Origin of the sequence: Seohaeicola nanhaiensis, assembly GCF_042654245.1 — a bacterium.
Taxonomy (GTDB): Bacteria; Pseudomonadota; Alphaproteobacteria; order Rhodobacterales; family Rhodobacteraceae; genus Seohaeicola_A; species Seohaeicola_A nanhaiensis.
On the sequence record NZ_JBHSGI010000009.1, the window covers coordinates 248,588 to 265,566 of the forward strand.

Annotated in this window: 16 protein-coding genes; 7 read left to right on the forward strand and 9 right to left on the reverse strand. The window is 66.6% G+C overall.

The genetic code is table 11. The features are described 5' to 3' along the window. Positions 1 to 94 precede the first annotated feature (94 nt). A complete protein-coding gene (locus ACFO5X_RS11500) occupies positions 95 to 1,159 on the forward strand; it encodes an OmpA family protein (protein WP_380717591.1) in 1,065 nt (354 codons plus the stop codon). 33 nt (positions 1,160 to 1,192) lie between these two features. Here ACFO5X_RS11500 and ACFO5X_RS11505 read toward each other — a convergent pair whose 3' ends face one another. Further along, positions 1,193 to 4,396: a 2Fe-2S iron-sulfur cluster-binding protein gene (locus ACFO5X_RS11505; protein WP_380717592.1), complete on the reverse strand. Its 3,204-nt coding sequence runs from the start codon at positions 4,394 to 4,396 to the stop codon at positions 1,193 to 1,195. 113 nt (positions 4,397 to 4,509) lie between these two features. Between ACFO5X_RS11505 and ACFO5X_RS11510 the strand changes: the two genes are divergently transcribed. The 3 genes from ACFO5X_RS11510 to ACFO5X_RS11520 are packed head-to-tail and all read left to right on the forward strand — an operon-like array spanning position 4,510 to position 7,675. Then, positions 4,510 to 5,652, forward strand: coding sequence for an NADH:flavin oxidoreductase/NADH oxidase (locus tag ACFO5X_RS11510; protein ID WP_380717593.1), 1,143 nt, complete (start codon positions 4,510 to 4,512; stop codon positions 5,650 to 5,652). Positions 5,653 to 5,655: 3 nt separating this feature from the next. Beyond that, on the forward strand, positions 5,656 to 5,979 hold the full coding sequence (locus ACFO5X_RS11515) for an NIPSNAP family protein (RefSeq protein WP_380717594.1): 324 nt from the start codon (positions 5,656 to 5,658) through the stop codon (positions 5,977 to 5,979). Between the two features lie 10 nt (positions 5,980 to 5,989). Beyond that, positions 5,990 to 7,675, forward strand: a complete 1,686-nt coding sequence (locus ACFO5X_RS11520) for a sulfatase-like hydrolase/transferase (protein ID WP_380717595.1) — start codon at positions 5,990 to 5,992, stop codon at positions 7,673 to 7,675. Between the two features lie 105 nt (positions 7,676 to 7,780). Here ACFO5X_RS11520 and ACFO5X_RS11525 read toward each other — a convergent pair whose 3' ends face one another. The 5 genes from ACFO5X_RS11525 to ACFO5X_RS11545 form a co-directional block, all read right to left on the reverse strand. Continuing rightward, entirely contained in the window at positions 7,781 to 8,185 is a 405-nt protein-coding gene (locus tag ACFO5X_RS11525; protein ID WP_380717596.1) for a (R)-mandelonitrile lyase, read from the reverse strand. Positions 8,186 to 8,210: 25 nt separating this feature from the next. Next, entirely contained in the window at positions 8,211 to 8,972 is a 762-nt protein-coding gene (locus ACFO5X_RS11530; RefSeq protein ID WP_380717597.1) for an SDR family NAD(P)-dependent oxidoreductase, read from the reverse strand. An 85-nt stretch (positions 8,973 to 9,057) separates the two neighbouring features. Then, positions 9,058 to 9,612, reverse strand: coding sequence for a carboxymuconolactone decarboxylase family protein (locus tag ACFO5X_RS11535; RefSeq protein WP_380717598.1), 555 nt, complete (start codon positions 9,610 to 9,612; stop codon positions 9,058 to 9,060). A 93-nt stretch (positions 9,613 to 9,705) separates the two neighbouring features. Next, positions 9,706 to 10,803 carry a redox-regulated ATPase YchF gene (gene ychF, locus ACFO5X_RS11540; RefSeq protein ID WP_380717599.1) on the reverse strand — a complete coding sequence of 366 codons (1,098 nt, stop codon included), beginning with the start codon at positions 10,801 to 10,803 and terminating at the stop codon, positions 9,706 to 9,708. Between the two features lie 101 nt (positions 10,804 to 10,904). Then, positions 10,905 to 12,017, reverse strand: a complete 1,113-nt coding sequence (locus ACFO5X_RS11545; RefSeq protein ID WP_380717600.1) for an S-(hydroxymethyl)glutathione dehydrogenase/class III alcohol dehydrogenase — start codon at positions 12,015 to 12,017, stop codon at positions 10,905 to 10,907. A gap of 145 nt (positions 12,018 to 12,162) precedes the next feature. Here ACFO5X_RS11545 and ACFO5X_RS11550 point away from each other — a divergent pair, with 145 nt between their 5' ends. Beyond that, positions 12,163 to 12,417, forward strand: a complete 255-nt coding sequence (locus ACFO5X_RS11550) for a hypothetical protein (protein WP_380717601.1) — start codon at positions 12,163 to 12,165, stop codon at positions 12,415 to 12,417. A gap of 1 nt (position 12,418) precedes the next feature. Here ACFO5X_RS11550 and argC read toward each other — a convergent pair whose 3' ends face one another. Both argC and ACFO5X_RS11560 read right to left on the reverse strand, forming a co-directional pair. Next, entirely contained in the window at positions 12,419 to 13,336 is a 918-nt protein-coding gene (argC, locus tag ACFO5X_RS11555) for an N-acetyl-gamma-glutamyl-phosphate reductase (RefSeq protein ID WP_380717602.1), read from the reverse strand. A gap of 84 nt (positions 13,337 to 13,420) precedes the next feature. Continuing rightward, positions 13,421 to 13,861 (reverse strand): MaoC family dehydratase, encoded by a 441-nt coding sequence (locus ACFO5X_RS11560; protein ID WP_380717603.1) that lies wholly within the window; start codon positions 13,859 to 13,861, stop codon positions 13,421 to 13,423. 131 nt (positions 13,862 to 13,992) lie between these two features. On the opposite strand from ACFO5X_RS11560, the gene ACFO5X_RS11565 reads away from it, so the two are divergent. After that, positions 13,993 to 15,159 (forward strand): alpha-hydroxy acid oxidase, encoded by a 1,167-nt coding sequence (locus ACFO5X_RS11565; RefSeq protein ID WP_380717604.1) that lies wholly within the window; start codon positions 13,993 to 13,995, stop codon positions 15,157 to 15,159. A gap of 34 nt (positions 15,160 to 15,193) precedes the next feature. Next, the gene (locus tag ACFO5X_RS11570; RefSeq protein WP_380717605.1) at positions 15,194 to 15,814 is read left to right on the forward strand and encodes a hypothetical protein; all 621 of its coding nucleotides are present in this window, start codon (positions 15,194 to 15,196) and stop codon (positions 15,812 to 15,814) included. Here ACFO5X_RS11570 and ACFO5X_RS11575 read toward each other — a convergent pair. Then, a complete protein-coding gene (locus tag ACFO5X_RS11575) occupies positions 15,798 to 16,949 on the reverse strand; it encodes an MFS transporter (protein ID WP_380717606.1) in 1,152 nt (383 codons plus the stop codon). The genes ACFO5X_RS11570 and ACFO5X_RS11575 overlap by 17 nt on opposite strands. Positions 16,950 to 16,979: the final 30 nt, after the last annotated feature.

Consider the following 16,979-nt stretch of genomic DNA (forward strand, 5'->3'; position numbering starts at 1 on the left):
TTTTCTTGCTCATAGGCGGTAGTTTCCTAATACTGCGTTATACACGCCCCGTCACCGGCTGCCAATTCGACGGCCCCAGAATCAAGAGATAGTCATGTCCATGAATTTTCTCCGTACCCTTCTCTTCAGCCTCGCGCTGCTGACCGGTCTGGCCCCTGTCGCGCGGGCGCAGAGCATCGACCCCTTTGAACACGGCTGGGTCCTTGACGCCGCTGCCTCGCAGTTGCGGTTCCTTTCGGTGAAGAAGGGAAACGTCGCCGAGACCAGCAAGTTCGCCACGCTGTCGGGCCTGATCACCGAGGACGGCAAGGCGCAGATCCGTGTGCTGATGGATTCGGTCGACACCAATATCGACCTGCGCAACGTGCGGATGCGGTTCCTGTTCTTCGAGAGCTTCAACTTTCCCGAGGCGACGATTTCGGTTCAGCTTGACCCCGAGCAGCTGCGCGACCTGCATCAGGTGCGGCGCAAGTTCGTTCCGGTGACCTATACGCTGTCGCTGCATGGCGTGACGCTGGAAAAGAGGGCCGATGTGGCGGTCACGCTGATCAGCAATGACCGGATCACCGTCGCCTCGACCACGCCGATCGCGATCAAGCTGGACGAGTTCAACCTAGAGGCCGGGCGCGAGAAGCTGCAGGAAGCGGCCAATGTGGTGATCGTGCCGGTGGGCGTCGTCAGCTTCGACTTTGTCTTTGACCGGGCGTCGCCGGGCACGCCGCCGACCGAGGCGGTGCTTGCCGCCGCACCGGCGGGCGCCGCTGCCGCGCTGGAGACCAAGGGCGTGATGGACCGCGAGGCCTGTGTCGGCCGGTTCGAGATCCTGTCGCGGACGGGCAATATCAACTTTGCCCCGGCCAGCGCGCGGCTGGATCCGTCATCCTATCCGCTGCTGGACAACCTCTATGACATCGTCAACCGGTGCCCGGATCTGAACATCGAGATTGGCGGGCATACGGATTCGGACGGGTCCGACGCCACAAACCAGCGCCTGAGCGAGCGGCGTGCGGATGCGGTTGGGGCCTATCTGGCGGCGAAGGGGATCGGCAATGCGCGGATGCGCGTGGTCGGCTATGGCGAGAGCAAGCCGTTGCGGCCGAACGACAGCGCCGAGAACAAGGCGCGCAATCGGCGGATCGAGTTCGTCGTGGTGAACTGACGCCAAGGCCGGTGCGGCGGGGCAAGCCCCGTCCTACGACAGGTCGACCACCACCTCGCCGCCCGGCTGGGCTGCGCGGCTTTGGCAGAGGATGATCCAGTCTTTCCGCTGGGAGGCGGAGAGCACGAAATCGCGGTGTTCGACCGCGCCGGACACCAGACGGCAGCGGCAGACGCCGCAGAGGCCGTCGGCACATTTCACGTCCACATGCACGCCGTTTTCGGCCAGCACATCGGTCGGGGTGCGGTCGGCGGGGATGGCGAAGCTGCGCCCGTCGGTGAGGGTCAGCGTGAAGGGGTGGTTCACGTAGTCTGGTGTCTCGGGGACCGAGAAATATTCGAGGTGCCGGGCCTCATCGGGGAAGCCCGCCGCCTCTGCCGCCTGGATCACCGCGTTCATGTAGCGGTCGGGCCCGCAGGTGTTGACGTGCCAGCCGTCGCGATATCCGGAGAGGATCGCGGCGAGGTCGGCGCGGGTGCCTTCGTCGGAGACATGCAGGTGGACGCGGTCCGCCCAAGGAGCGGCGGAGAGGTCTTGCAGGTAACCGGCGGCAGCGCGCGAAGGCACCGAGTAGTGCAGCGCGAAGTCGCGGCCGAGGGCATGCAGGCGGTGGGCGAAGGCGATCATCGGGGTGATGCCGATGCCGCCGCCCATGAGGTAGCTCTTTGCCGCGCCCTCCTCGAGCCCGAAGTGGTTGATTGGCCGCGAGATGAACACCCGCCGGCCCGGGGTGAAGATGCGGTGCATGAGTTTCGAGCCGCCGCGGCCCTGATCCTCGCGCAGGACACCGATCTGGTATTTCGAGCGGTCCGCGGGGTCGCCCGACATGGAATACTGGCGCAGGAATTCGGGCGCGACCACGATGTCGAGATGCGCGCCCGCCGTCCAGGCGGGCAGGTCACCGCCGTCTGGCAGGCGGAATTCGTATTTGGTCACGTCGCCGGTCATCTTCTCGGCTGCCGCCACCTCGACCCTCAGCACGGGCGCCTCGCCCGGCAGGGTGTAGCGGTGGACAACGGTTTCGTCGCCGGCGGCGAGACGCGCGCGATATTCCGTGGCGGGGATCATCGCCCTGTAGGCTTCGATCCCCTTCTCGCGGTCCATCGCGAAGGGGTAGGGCCAGGGATGCGGCGCCAGCGGGGCCGGGTAGACGGCGAGCGTCTGGTCCTCGTAGCGCAGGTTCAGGTCCTTCTGGAGGTCGCGCCGGTTCACGGGGGCGCGGGCGGGCCTGTAGGCGCCGTCCTCGGCCAGTTCGATGTCCCACCACCATTTCTTGACCGGGTTCAGGCCGCCCTTGCCCACCGCGTCGTCCAGCCGTGCCAGCGCGGGCGCGGCGGCGGGCAGGGTCATGGCGGCCCAGCGGAACGGTTTTTCGGCGAAGATGCCTTCGAGGTTCCAGGGGCAGGTCTTCATGCAGCGTCCGCACATTGCGCCGCCCTGGGTCGTGATGCGGTAGGTTGCGCATTTCTGGCTGTCGGATTTCCAGATCTCGTAGCCGTTGAACATCAGCTTGGGTCCGGCGGTGATGGCCCCGGAAGGGCATTCGCGGGCGCATTTGTTGCAGGACTCGCAGAAGGCCTGAAGGCCGAAGTCGATGGGCCTGTCGTGGGTAAGCGGCATGTCGGTGGTGACGACACCGGATTTGAGGCGCGGGCCGAGGAAGGGGTTCAGGATGACCTCGCCGATGCGGCTGACCTCGCCCAGCCCCGAGAGCAGGAGGAGCGGCGGTTGCAGCACATCGCCGTCCATGACCGTGTGTGCCTTGGCGGAATAGCCGAGGTTGCGGATCTGGCGGGCGATGACGCCGCCGAGCAGGGAGAAGCGCAGGTAGGCGCGCATCGACTGGGCGACAGAGATCCAGTCGTCGCCCGAGGCGCCCTCCATCGTCTCGAAGCCCTGGTCGACGATCATGCTGATGGCCTGATCGTGCGGCGGGTCGATGGGGTCGCCGATGGCGTCGTGGGAATACCAGGCCCAGTCGGGGCAGTGCGACAGGCCCACCGCGTTGATGCCGAGGAAATAGCTGGCGGCCTTGATGTTCGCGGCGTTTCTTGCGGCGTCTGTGGGGCGGGGGCCGTCGCCGGGCGCGCCGTCCTGCAGCAGGACGAAGGCGCCGAGCGCGCGGCGCTGGGCAAAGCTGGGTGCGGCCTTGCGGGCGTAGTGACCGCCGTTGGCGCCCTCTTGCAGCGCCTTTCCCATGTCGCCGAACTGGGCACGGGCGAACATGTCGGCGCGTTTGGGCACGCGGGCGACGCGGGGTTCGTCGATGTAGGTCGTCGGGCTGTCCACGCGTTTCAGCGTTTCGAACGGGTGGGGGCCTTCGACAAAGTCGCGCCGGTCGAAGGGGTCGCGGTTCAGGGCCGAGCGGCGGGAGGTGGTGCCCAGCGTCCAGCCAAGACCGTGCAGTGCGCTGCGTGGCTGGATGGGGTCGAGCGGGTGGTCTGTGGCAAGGTCCATGGCGCAGGTCACGGCCGCGAGGCCGACGTTCGGGCCGAGCCAGGGCGCGTGCACCGTGTCGGCCTCGACCCAGGCCAGACCGGAGGCGACGGCCAGCCGGTTGAGGCAGACGTCCGAAGCCGCGCCGGTATGCGCCTTGGCGTCGAAGCCGAGGAGGCGGATGTAGTTCGCCAGGATCACCGCCGTTTCCGCCGCCCGCAGGCAGCCACGCTGTCTGAGCGCGTCGTGAAGCCAGTCGCAGCCCGCCTCGCCCGGACGCGGCGCGCGCGGGTTTTCGTAGAGGAAAACCAGTGCGTGGGTATGGCCGGAAATGGTGGAGGGCGGCGCCTCCATGCTGTCCTTGAGATCGGCCATGATGACGTCGATGCCCGAGGCGAGGGTCTTGGTCTGGCGGGTCCGCAGATCCTGCGCCAGACGGTCGATATCGGGATTGACGACAGGGTGTGACAGGAGGGCGTCGGGTGGCAAGGCACAGATGCCGACCATCGCGGCATCGTTGAAATAACCGAAGGCCTTGAGGTGGTTGGCGCGTTCCATCGGATCGGCCGGGATCTCGGCGCGCGCGCGGTTCACCAGCCCGTCGCGGATCGCGTCCAGCATGGCCTGATATTCGCCCATCGCGTTGACGATGTTTTCGGGCGCTTCGGGCCGGCGGAAGGCCACCGGTGCAAAGGGAGGCACCCCGGACAGCGGGACGGAGGGCAGGCGGGCCAGCCGCTCGGTCGGGAAAGGCCCCATGTGGACCGGACGCTTGCGGTCCGAGAACAGGCGTACCCCCATGTGCAACCCTCCCCGATGCGCTGCCACCTTGTCCGAGCGGCGGGCAAGAGGCAACCGGGGGTATTGCCAATACCGACGGGACAGGTCAGCGTCCGGGACAAGAGGAGACCCGAATGACCAGACCCCTGCTGTTTACCCCGCTGCACTTGCGGGACGTGACCTTTGCCAACCGCATCACCGTTTCGCCGATGTGCCAGTATTCGGCGGTCGAGGGATTCGCCAACGACTGGCATCTCGTCCACCTCGGCGCATTTGCGAAGGGCGGTTTTGCCGCCGTGATGACCGAAGCCGCCGCGGTTCAGGCCGATGGCCGCATCACGCATGGCGATATCGGCCTCTGGTCGGACGCCCATGCCGAGGCGCTGCGCCCGGCCATCGATTTCGTGCGGGCGAATGGCGCGCTGGCGGGAATCCAGCTGGCCCATGCCGGGCGCAAGGCGTCGATGCAGCGCCCCTGGCGCGGCAACGGGCCGATCGGCGCGGCGGACAACGCGCTGGGTGACATCGCCTGGCAGGTCAAGGCGCCGAGCGCGGTGCCGGTGGCCGATGGCTGGCTGATGCCGCAGGAGATGACTCCGGGCGAAATTGCGCAGCTGGTCGATGATTTTGCTGCCGCCGCGCGGCGAGCCGATGCGCTGGGCTGCGAATTCATCGAATTGCATTCGGGGCATGGCTATCTGCTGCAAAGCTTCCTGTCGCCGCTGTCGAACAAGCGCACCGATGCCTATGGCGGCGACCGCCGGGGCCGCAGCCGGGCCTTGCTGGAGGTCACCGAAGCGGTGCGCGCCGCCTGGCCGGAGGGCAAGCCGCTGTTCGTGCGGATCAGCTCGGTGGACGGGGCCGAGGGCGGCTGGGAGATCGAGGATTCGATCGAGCTGGCCAAGGACCTCAAGGCGCTGGGCGTCGATGTGATCGACTGTTCGTCGGGGGGCAACATGGGCGCCAGCAAGGTCAGCGCCGGGGTGCCCCTTCCGCCGGGGTTCCAGCTGCCCTATGCCGAGGCTATCCGCAAGGGCGCCGATATCGCCACCCAGGGGGTCGGGCTGATCCTGGACGGGCCGCAGGCCGAGGCGGCGTTGCAGGCCGGGCAGGCCGATCTTGTCGCCATCGGGCGGCAGGCGCTGTTCGATCCGTTCTGGCCGCGTCATCAGGCCTATGACATGGGCGTCAACGCCTTCGACGACTGGCCCGAGCAATACGGCTGGTGGCTGAACCGGCGCGAAAAGAGCATCCAGGCAATCAAGGCAAAAGGCTGAGCGATGGCATTCTACGAACTTCGGCAATACGTCATCCGACCCGGCTGCATGGAGGAATGGCTCGACCTGATGCAGGGGACCATCATTCCCGGTCAGATGGCGGTCGGCATGGTGATCGCCGGCAGCTTTCGCGGCGAGGGCGACGACAGCACGTACGTCTGGCTGCGCCGGTTCGAATCGGAGGCCGAGCGCGAGCGACTCTACGCGGCCTATTACGGTTCGGACGTCTGGAAGACCGAAATCCAGCCCAAGGTCGCCCGGCTGATCGACCGCGAGGCGATCAAGGTGACGCGGATCGTGCCGATTCCAGGCTCGGTCCTGCAATAGGGGGGGCGGGATGGCCCGGGCGAAGAACATCCTCTTCATCATGTTCGACCAGCTGAGGTGGGATTATCTCAGCTGCTACGGCCATCCGCATCTGCAGACGCCGCATATCGACCGGCTGGCTGCCAAGGGCGTCCGGTTCAACCGCGCCTATATCCAGTCGCCGATCTGCGGCTCGTCGCGGATGTCGACCTATACCGGCCGCTATGTGCATTCGCACGGGGCCAGCTGGAACGGCATCCCGCTGAAGGTGGGCGAGATGACGATGGGCGATCACCTGCGCAAGTCGGGGATGGCCTGCTGGCTGGTCGGCAAGACGCATATGCGCGCGGACGAAGAGGGCATGGCCCGGCTGGGACTGGAACCGGACAGCCTGATCGGGGCCCGGGTGGCCGAATGCGGGTTCGACGTCTTTGAGCGCGATGACGGGATGCTGCCCGAGGGGCCGGACGGCGCCTATGACCCGGACGGCGCGAAGGCGTATAACCAATACCTGCGCGAAAAGGGCTACGAGAGCGACAACCCCTGGCACGACTTCGCCAATTCGGCGCTGGACGCGGACGGCAACGTGCTGTCGGGCTGGTTCCTGAAGAACGCGCCGCAGCCTGCGAATATCGGCGAATTCGACAGCGAGACGCCCTATATGACGCGGCGCGGGATGCAGTTCATCGAACAGGCCGATGGGCCGTGGTGCTGTCATCTGTCCTATATCAAGCCGCACTGGCCCTATATCGTGCCGGCGCCCTACAATGACATGTATGGCCCAGAACATGTGCTGCCCGTCGTCCGCTCGGAGGCCGAGAAGGCAAACGCGCATCCGGTGCTGCGCGCCTTCATGGATACGATGATCGGCAGGACGTTTTCCAAGGCGCATGTGCGCGAGGCGGTGATCCCGGCCTATATGGGCCTGATCAAGCAATGCGATGACCAGATGGGAGAGCTGTTCGCCTGGCTGGAGCGGACGGGCCGGATGGAGGACACGATGATCGTGCTGACCTCGGATCACGGCGATTTCCTCGGCGATCACTGGATGGGGGAAAAGACCTTTTTCCACGATACGGCGATCCGGGTCCCCCTGATCGTCTACGATCCCTCGCCCGAGGCGGACGCGACGCGCGGCACCGTGTCGGAGGCGCTGGTGGAGAGCATCGACCTCGCCCCCACCTTTGTCGAGGTGGCGGGGGGCGAGGTGGCGACGCATATCCTGGAAGGGCGTTCGCTGCTGCCGATCCTGCACGGAACGACTGATGACAACGGGCGGGATTATGTGATCTGCGAATACGACTATTCCGCCTCGCCCGTGGCCGACATGCTGAAGGCGGGACCGCGCGATGGGGTGATGTTCATGATCGCCAGCCGCAAGTGGAAGCTGATCCATTGCGAAGGCGGGCACCGTCCGATCCTGTTCGATCTGGAGAGCGATCCGCAGGAACTTGTGGATCTGGGCACCTCCGAAGCTTCCGAGCATCTGGCCGCCATCGACATGATGTACGATCACCTGTTCGCCTGGACCCGCCGGGTGTCGCAGCGCACCACGCGCAGCGAGGCGCAGCTGATCGCCATGCGGACCAAGAGCCGCCGGCGCGGCGTGGTGCTGGGGGTCTATGACGAGAATGACGTGCCGCTGGACCTGACGGTTAAATACCGCGGCCGCAAGGCGAAGAGGTGGAGCGAGCTGCGCCGCCCCGACTCCCCCTGAGGGGCAGCGCAGCGCCCCCCGCTTCTCTGGTTCAAAAATACCTCCGCCGGAGGCATCGCGCGGCACGCGCGATTCTGCGCGCGCCGCATTCGCCGGGCGATGGCCTTATTCCGGCGCGCGCTCGTAGTCGGCGTCGCTGACATGCTCCAGCCAGTCGGCGGATTTACCGTCTGCCGCCTCCTGGATGGCGAGGTGCACCATGCCCGTGGTCGGGCCGGCGCCGTGCCAGTGCTCTTCGCCCGGCGGGATCCAGATCGAATCCCCGGCGCGGATGACCCTGGGCGCGGCGCCGCGCAGGCCGAAGAGGCCAGTGCCGGAGAGGACATGCAGGGTCTGGCCCAGCGGATGGGTGTGCCAGGCCGTGCGCGCGCCGGGTTCGAAGGCGACGCGCAGCGCCCTGACGCGGGCGGGTGCGGGAGCCTCGACGATGACGTCCTGCCAGACGGTTCCGGTGAAATACTCCGCGTTTGCCTTCAGCGAAGGGCGCGATCCCGCGGCGAAGAAGTCCATGGCTCGTCCTCCCGAATGATGTGCCTTACTTGGGCGCCATCCGGATCGCGCCGTCAAGCCGGATGACCTCGCCGTTCAGCATCGGGTTGTCGATGATGGCGGCGACCATCCTGGCATATTCCGACGGGTCGCCCAGGCGGCTAGGGAAGGGCACCTGCGCGCCCAGCGAATCCTGTGCCTCTTTCGGCAGCGAGGCGAGCAGCGGGGTCAGGAAGAGGCCCGGTGCGATGGTCATCACGCGGATGCCCCAGCGCGCGAATTCGCGGGCGATCGGCAGGGTCATGCCCACGACGCCACCCTTGGAGGCCGCATAGGCCGCCTGGCCGATCTGCCCGTCATAGGCCGCGACCGAGGCGGTGTTGATGATCACGCCGCGCTCTTCGCCGACCGGTTCTTCCTTGTGCAGGGCGGCGGCGAATTTCGACAGCACGTTGAACGAGCCGAGCAGGTTCACATTGATGACGGTGTAGAATTCCTTGAGCGGCAGGGCCGAGCCGTCGCGGCCGATCACCTTTGCCGGGGGGCCGATGCCGGCGCAGTTGACCAGGATGCGGGCCTTGCCGTGCATCCCTTCGGCGGCGGCGATGGCTTCCTCGACCGCGCTTTCGTCGGTGACGTTCACCTTCTGGAACTTGCCGCCGATCTCGGAGGCCTTGGCCTCGCCCAAGTCGGCGTTCATGTCGAAGATGGTGACCTTGGCGCCGGCTTTGACCAGCAGTTCGGCGGTAGCCCCGCCCAGCCCCGATGCGCCGCCGGTGACGATGGCGGCCTGTCCGTCGATGATCATGTCGATGCTCTCCCCTTGGTGGCCGCGCGCGGCCTGTCCCGGTCTGAATGCCCGGAAATCCGGGGCTGGGCAACCCGACGCGACGTCACGTCGCTGCCAGCGGCTGCGCCTCGAGTTCGGCGGCGACATTTGCGTCGAGAGGGGTGTCGCAGCTGTTCAGGATGTAGCCGAGCGTCGAGTAGAAACCGACCGTCGCGATCACGTCGAAGACGCCTTCGCGGCCGACCAGCGCGACCAGCGCCGTCTGGGTTTCGGGTGTCAGGCGCTTGTCGGTGAAGAGTTCGTCCACCGCGCGGGCAAGCGTGGCGTCGTCCGGTTCCATCTCGTCCGGCGCGCCCTTGATCGAGGCGATGCGCGCGTCGGACATCCCGCAGGCCCGGCCGCGCGAAACGTGGTGGTTCCATTCGTAGCTCGACCCGAGGTGCACGCCGGTGCGCAGGATCACCACCTCGCTGAACTGCTTGCCGAGCACGTTGTCGACCACGACATGCGCACGCAGCGGCGCCCAGGCGTTCAGCAGCGCGGGGTGATGCGCCATCACGCGATAGACGTTGAGCTTGCCCGCGAAACCGTCGCGCAGGCCGCGCGCGGCCTCGGGCCAGGAGTCGTCGGTCAGCGGGGGAAAGGCGGGGCGGGTCATCGGCGGCTCCTGCGGAGGGGTGTCCGGCAAGGGCCTAGCGCATCGGGGCGCAGCCGCAAAGGGGGTGTTCCCCCGTGCGGCGGCACCGGTGTTTCAGGTGTTGAACAGGAAGTGCATCACGTCGCCGTCCTTGACGATATAGGACTTGCCCTCGGAGCGCATCTTTCCGGCTTCCTTGGCTGGCTGTTCACCGCCCAGGGACACGAAATCGTCGTAGGCGATGGTTTCGGCGCGGATGAAGCCCTTTTCGAAATCGCCGTGAATGACGCCTGCCGCCTGCGGGGCCGAGGTGCCCTGACGGATCGTCCAGGCGCGGGCCTCTTTCGGCCCGACGGTGAAATAGGTCTCGAGATGCAGCAGCGCGTAGCCGGCGCGGATCAGCCGGTCGAGCCCGGCTTCGGTCAGGCCCATCTCTTCGAGGAACATCTGCGCCTCGTCGTCATCGAGCTGGCTGATCTCTTCCTCGATCCGGGCCGAGATCACGACGTGCGAGTTGCCTTCGGCGGCGGCCATCTCGGCCACCTTCTGCGAGAATGCGTTGCCATCGGCCGCGTCCGCCTCGGCCACGTTGCAGACGTAGAGGACGGGCTTGGTGGTCAGGAGTTGCAGCAGTTTCCAGGCGCGGGCGTCCTCGGCGTCGACCTTGACGGTGCGGGCGGGTTTGCCGTTTTCCAGCGCGGCCTGCGCGGCGGCGAGCAAGCGGTCCTGCTGCGCCGCTTCCTTGTCGTTGCCCTTGAGCTTGCGCACGAGGTTGGCGCGGCGCTTCTCGATGCTTTCGAGATCGGCGAGCATCAGCTCGGTCTCGATCGTCTCGGCATCGGCGACGGGATCCACCCGGCCTTCGACATGGGTGATGTCGCCATCCTCGAAGCAGCGCAGCACATGGGCGATGGCGTCGCATTCGCGGATGTTGGCGAGGAACTGGTTGCCGAGGCCTTCGCCCTTGCTGGCGCCCTTCACGAGGCCGGCGATGTCGACGAAGGTCATGCGCGTCGGGATGATCTGTTTCGAGCCGGCGATTTCCGCCAGCTTGTCGAGACGCGCATCCGGCACGGCGACCTCGCCCACGTTGGGCTCGATGGTGCAGAAGGGAAAGTTGGCGGCCTGGGCGGCCGCGGTGCGCGTCAGCGCGTTGAACAGGGTCGACTTGCCGACGTTGGGCATGCCGACGATCCCCATCTTGAAGCCCATGTGCGCATCTCCGGTTAGCGTGTCGCGGTGCTTCTATTGATGCGGGGCTTTGGGTGCAAGGCGTAGGGCGGGGTTCAGCCCGCCCCACGCCGCGGGGCAGGTCAGTAGACGACCACCGAGCGGATCGACTTGCCGGCGTGCATCAGGTCGAAACCCTCGTTGATCTTGTCCAGCGTCAGGGTGTGGGTGATCATCGGGTCGATCTCGATCTTGCCGCCCATGTACCAGTCGACGATCTTCGGCACGTCGGTGCGACCGCGCGCGCCGCCGAAGGCGGTGCCGCGCCAGCTGCGGCCGGTGACCAGCTGGAAGGGACGGGTCGAGATTTCGGCCCCCGCCGGTGCCACGCCGATGATGATGCTTTCGCCCCAGCCCTTGTGGGCCGATTCCAATGCGGTGCGCATGACCTTGACGTTGCCGGTGGCATCAAAGGTGTAGTCGGCGCCGCCCTTGGTCAGGTTGACGAGATAGGCGACGAGATCACCGTCGACTTCGTTTGGGTTCACGAAATCGGTCATGCCGAACCGAGTGGCCATCGGCACCTTGTCTGGGTTGAGGTCGACGCCGACGATCTGGTCAGCGCCCGCCAGACGCAGGCCCTGGATCACGTTCAGGCCGATGCCGCCCAGGCCGAAGACGATGGCACGGCTGCCGATCTCGACCTTCGCCGTGTTGATCACCGCGCCGATGCCGGTGGTGACGCCGCAGCCGATGTAGCAGATCTTGTCGAAGGGCGCGTCGGGGCGCACCTTGGCCAGCGCGATCTCGGGCAGAACCGTGTGGTTCGAGAAGGTCGAGCAGCCCATGTAATGCAGGATCGGGTCGCCATCCAGCGTGGTGAACCGCGAGGTGCCGTCCGGCATCAGGCCCTGGCCCTGCGTCGTGCGGATCGACTGGCAGAGGTTTGTCTTGGGGTTGAGGCAGTATTCGCACTCGCGGCATTCGGGCGTGTAGAGCGGGATCACGTGGTCGCCCGGTTTCAGCGAGGTGACGCCGGGGCCGACCTCGAGCACGACGCCCGCGCCTTCATGGCCGAGGATGGCCGGGAACAGGCCTTCGGGATCGGCGCCCGAGAGGGTGAATTCGTCGGTGTGGCAGATGCCGGTGGCCTTGATTTCGACCAGGACCTCGCCCGCGCGGGGGCCGTCCAGGTTCACGTCCATGATTTCCAGCGGTTTGCCGGCCTGAACGGCCACGGCGGCTTTGGTGCGCATAAGGCGTCTCCTTCTCGGTCGTTTGGCGCGACCCTGTGGCAAGGACCTGCCCAATGCAACCCTGCGGCGGGGTTGCCACCCGTAGTTTTTACGCCATCTCTTCGGGCAGATCCGTTCGGGGACAGTTTCGGGAGGCGCACTTGCGATGAAACGACTTGGACTTCTGCTGATTCTGGCCGGCTGCACCGAGGCCGCCGCGCCCGGTGGCGACGACATGGCCTGCCTCGCGCCGCAGGAACGCGCGCTGGTGGGGCAACCGCTGTCGGTGGCGCGGGCGGTGATGCCCGCCGGCACACGGTTTGTGCCGCCGGACGGGGTGATCACGATGGATTACCGGCAGGACCGTCACAACGCGGATTACGATGCGAACGACATCGTTACCCGCGTCTGGTGCGGCTGAGTCAGGTCAGGCCGGTCGCTTCGTCGAGGCCGAGCATCAGGTTCAGGTTCTGGACTGCGGCACCCGAAGCGCCCTTGCCCAGATTGTCGAGCCGGGCCAGCAGGACCGCGCGCTTGCCGTCGCCGGAGGTCTGCACGCGGAGTTCAAGCGTGTTGGTGCCGTTCAGCGCCTGCGGGTCCATTTGGGCCGAGGCGGGTTCGGCAGGCAGGACCTTGACGAACTGCTGGCCTTTGTAGTGCGCCTGCAGCGCCGGCTCCAGCGCGGCGGCGTCGCCATCGGGGCGGTGCAGCGGGATCTGGACGATCATGCCCTGCGCAAAGCTGCCGACGCTGGGGATGAAGATCGGGGTTGTCCCGAGACCGGAGTGCTTGACTGTCTCGGGCAGGTGCTTGTGGGCCATGCCGAGGCCGTAGACGAAAAAGGCGGGGGCCTTGCCGGCCTCGAAATCGGCGATCATCGCCTTGCCGCCGCCGCTGTAGCCCGAGACCGCGTTGATGGTGATGCCGGAATCAGGGTCGACCAGCCCGGCCGCGACAAGCGGGGCGAGCAGGGCGATGGCGCCGGTGGCGTAGCAGCCGGGATTTGACACGCGCGACGAGGCGGCGATGGCCTCGCGCTGGCCGGCCTTCAGTTCGGGGAAGCCGTAGTCCCATTCGGGGTCGACGCGGTGCGCAGTGGAGGCGTCGATCAGGCGGGCCTTGTTGCCCGCGGCCAGTTCAACCGCTTCGCGTGCGGCGTCGTCGGGCAGGCAGAGGATGCTCACATCCGCCTCGGCCAGCGCCTCGGCCCGTTCGCCGCGATCCTTGCGGCGCTCGGGGTCCAGCCGGATCAGTTCGATGTCCGAACGGCCATCCAGCCGTTCGCGGATTTGCAGGCCCGTGGTTCCGGCCTCGCCGTCGATGAACACCTTGTGCGCCATGTCCGATCCTCTTTTGTGTTGCGTCTGACCTAGAGCCGGGAGGCGCGGCTGGCAAGCTTTGCGACCGTCACGCGGCCCGTGTTTTCAGGATCCCCGTGTTTTCAGGATCCAGGTCGAGCGATAGTCGCAGACCAGCTCACCCTTCTGGTTGAAGACGCTGTTATGGACGTCGATGAACCCACGGTCCGGTTTGGAGCGCGATGCGCGCGCGCCGGTCACGTTGACCTCGACCCGCAGAGTGTCGTCCGCATATACCGGTTTCAGCCAGCGGATCTCGGCCATGCCGGGCGAACCCATCGAGCTTTCGGAAAAGCGGCCGGTGGCCAGGATCAGGTTGAAGGCGACAAGGATCGTCTGGAAGCCGCTGGCCACCAGACCGCCGAAATGGCTTTGTTTCGCGGCTTCGGGGTCGGTGTGGAAGGGTTGCGGATCCCATTGCCGCGCGAAGGCGATGATCTCTTCCGCGCTGAGCGTGCGGCTGCCGGTGTCGTAGCGGTCGCCAACCTTCACATCGTCGAAAAACATCTCCGCTCCTTTCAGCCGTTCGCGCGGACTATGCACAGGCCCTGCCGGAACCTCCAGACCGCACCGAATGCCGCCTTGAGAAAAAGCGGAGGCGTTGGTAACAGGATCTACCATTTCGCCGGGAGACCCCCATGCCCGTGATCACGACCATCGCCGATCTCAAGCGCCTGCACGAGCGCCGCACGCCGCGGATGTTCTACGACTATGCGGAAAGCGGCAGCTGGACCGAGCAGACCTTCCGCGAGAACACGACGGATTTCGAGAAGATCCGCCTGCGCCAGAAGGTGGCGGTGGACATGAGCGGGCGCAGCACCGCGAGCCAGATGATCGGGCAGGATGTGACGATGCCCGTGGCGCTGGCTCCGGTGGGGCTGACGGGGATGCAGAGCGCCGACGGCGAGATCAAGTCCGCGCGAGCGGCCGAGGCCTTTGGCGTGCCCTATACGCTGTCGACCATGTCGATCAATTCCATCGAGGAGGTAGCCGAGGCGACCACCAAGCCCTTCTGGTTCCAGCTTTATACCATGAAGGATGCCGACTATGTCGCGCGGCTGATCCAGCGGGCGAAGGACGCAAAATGTTCGGCCCTCGTGATCACGCTGGACCTGCAGCTGCTCGGCCAGCGGCACAAGGATCTGAAGAACGGACTGTCGGCGCCGCCGAAGCTGACGCCGAAGACCATTGCCAACCTGATGACGAAATGGGCCTGGGGCATCGAGATGCTGTCGGCCAAGCGGCGCAATTTCGGCAATATCGTCGGCCATGTGCATGGAATCTCCGACACCGCCTCGCTGGGAAGCTGGACCGCCGAACAGTTCGACCTGACGCTGGACTGGTCGAAGATCGAGAAGCTGATGGAGCAATGGGGCGGCAAGGTGATCCTGAAGGGCATCCTTGATCCCGAGGACGCCAAGATGGCGGCAAAGCTGGGGGCGGATGCGATCCTGGTATCGAACCACGGCGGGCGGCAGCTGGACGGGGCGCTGAGCTCGATCCGGATGCTGCGGCCGATCCTCGATGCGGTGCAGGGCGATGTCGAAGTTCATCTCGACAGCGGCATCCGGTCGGGTCAGGACGTGCTGAAGGCGCTGGCGATGGGAGCCACGGGCACCTTTATCGGGCGGTCGTATATATACGGGCTGGGCGCGATGGGGCAGAAAGGCGTGAGCACTGCGCTGGAGGTGATCCGCAAGGAGCTGGACCTGACGATGGCGCTGTGCGGCGAGACCCGGGTGCAGAACCTCGGGCGGCATAACCTGCTGATTCCCGAGGATTTCGAAGGCCGCTGGCAGCCGTGACAGGGCGTCGGATCCATCGGCGGCCTGCCCGCCCATGCTGATCTTCTCGGCCCAGAACCTGGCCTTCATCGCGGTGCCGAAGACCGGCACCACGGCGGTGGAAATGGCGCTGAAGGGCAGGGCCGACGTCATCTTTACCAAGCGGCGCAAGCATATCACCGCGCAGCGGTTCCATACGCGCGTCGCGCCTTTCCTGAAGGAAGAGTTCGGGATCGCGCCCGAGCGCTTTGCCGTCATCCGCGAGCCCGAGGCGCAGATCCGCAGCTGGTATCGCTATCGAGCGCGGCAGGCGAAGGCGGGCAGCGCCTTCTCGACCGGGGATATCAGTTTTGACCGGTTCGTTCGCGATGTCATCTCGGACGATCCGCCGGCCTATGCGGGAATCGGCAGCCAGTTCGCCTTTCTGACCTCGGGCACAGGCGAAGTGCTTGTGCACCATCTGTTCGCGCATGAGATGCCGGAGAGGCTAGGGGCGTTTCTTGACGACCGCTTTGGGCAGCCTATCGAGCTGAAGGCGCGCAATGTCTCGCCTTTGATACCCGCCGATCTGGAGCCGGGCACGCTGAAGCTGCTGAAGGCGGCCCGGGCGTCCGAATACGATCTGCACGCCCGGGTGCTGGACGCAGGCGGTCATCTGGTCAGCGCGTTGCCCTGATCCGCCGGGCGATCAGCGGGACGAGGAGCGTGGCGACCAGCACCAGCATGACGGCCAGCATCAGGAAGGCGACGCGCAGCCCGAAAGCTTCGGAGGTCAGGCCCATGAGGCTGGGCCCGACGAGATAGGCGCCGTAGCCGACGATGGAGGCCCGGCCGATGGCGGCGACGCGTTCGGACGGGGGCACGATGCGTCCGACCAGCGCCACCGAGAGCGGCACGACGATGGAGATGCCGAGGCCCAGCACGGCGAAGCCGAGGTAGGCCATCGGCACGCTTTGCGCGAGGCTGGCCAGCGTCACGCCGCAGGCGGCGACCAGGCAGGCGATCGCAATCAGCAGCGTTTCGGAGAAACGCGCGGCAAGGGCCTGGCCCGACATCCGGCCGATGCCCATGGTCAGGCCAAGCACGGCCGGGCCCAGCGCGCCTTCGGCGGCGCGCCCGCCCAGCGTGCGTTCGATGTGCAGCGCCGACCAGCCGTCGGCGGCCTGTTCGGCCAGAAAGCCCGCGAGGAAAACCAGACCGGCGAGCCAGACCAGACCGCGGACGGCGGGCGTGGACAGGTCCGCCGGTTCTCCTGCCAGATGGCGGTGCGGCGCGCGCATGAGCGGCCCGCCCAGAACGATCAGCAGCGCGATGGCGCCGAACACGGCGACGGGCGGCAGCCCGGCCTCGCGGGCAAGGCCGGTCAGGACGGCGGAAAGGGCGAAAGCGAAGGAATAGATCCCATGCGTCAGGTTCATCAGCGGCCTGCCGCGCGCCTCTTCCTGTTCCGAGGTGCGGGCGTTCATAAGCACGTCGCAGATGCCCGAGAAGCCGGCGGCCAGCACCATGCCGGCACAGAACAGCACCGGCGAGCCGGCGAAGGCGGCCGGAAGCATCGCCAGCCCCATCGCGGCGGCGGTGACCTGCACCGACCGCGCGCCCAGCGCCCGGTCCACCGGCCCAGCGAATCGCATGGCGATCAGCGCGCCGAGGCTCGACACCAGGAACAGCGATCCGAAGAGCGCATCCGCCGCGCCGATCTGCGCCTTGAGCACCGGCACCTGTGCCGCGAAGGCGGCCCAGACTGCCCCCATGGCGGCAAACCCCAGCGCTGGGGCGCGAGCTGCGCGAAGGTCATCGGAAAATCCCATGGCGCCGCTTCCCATGCCGACCCGGGCTTG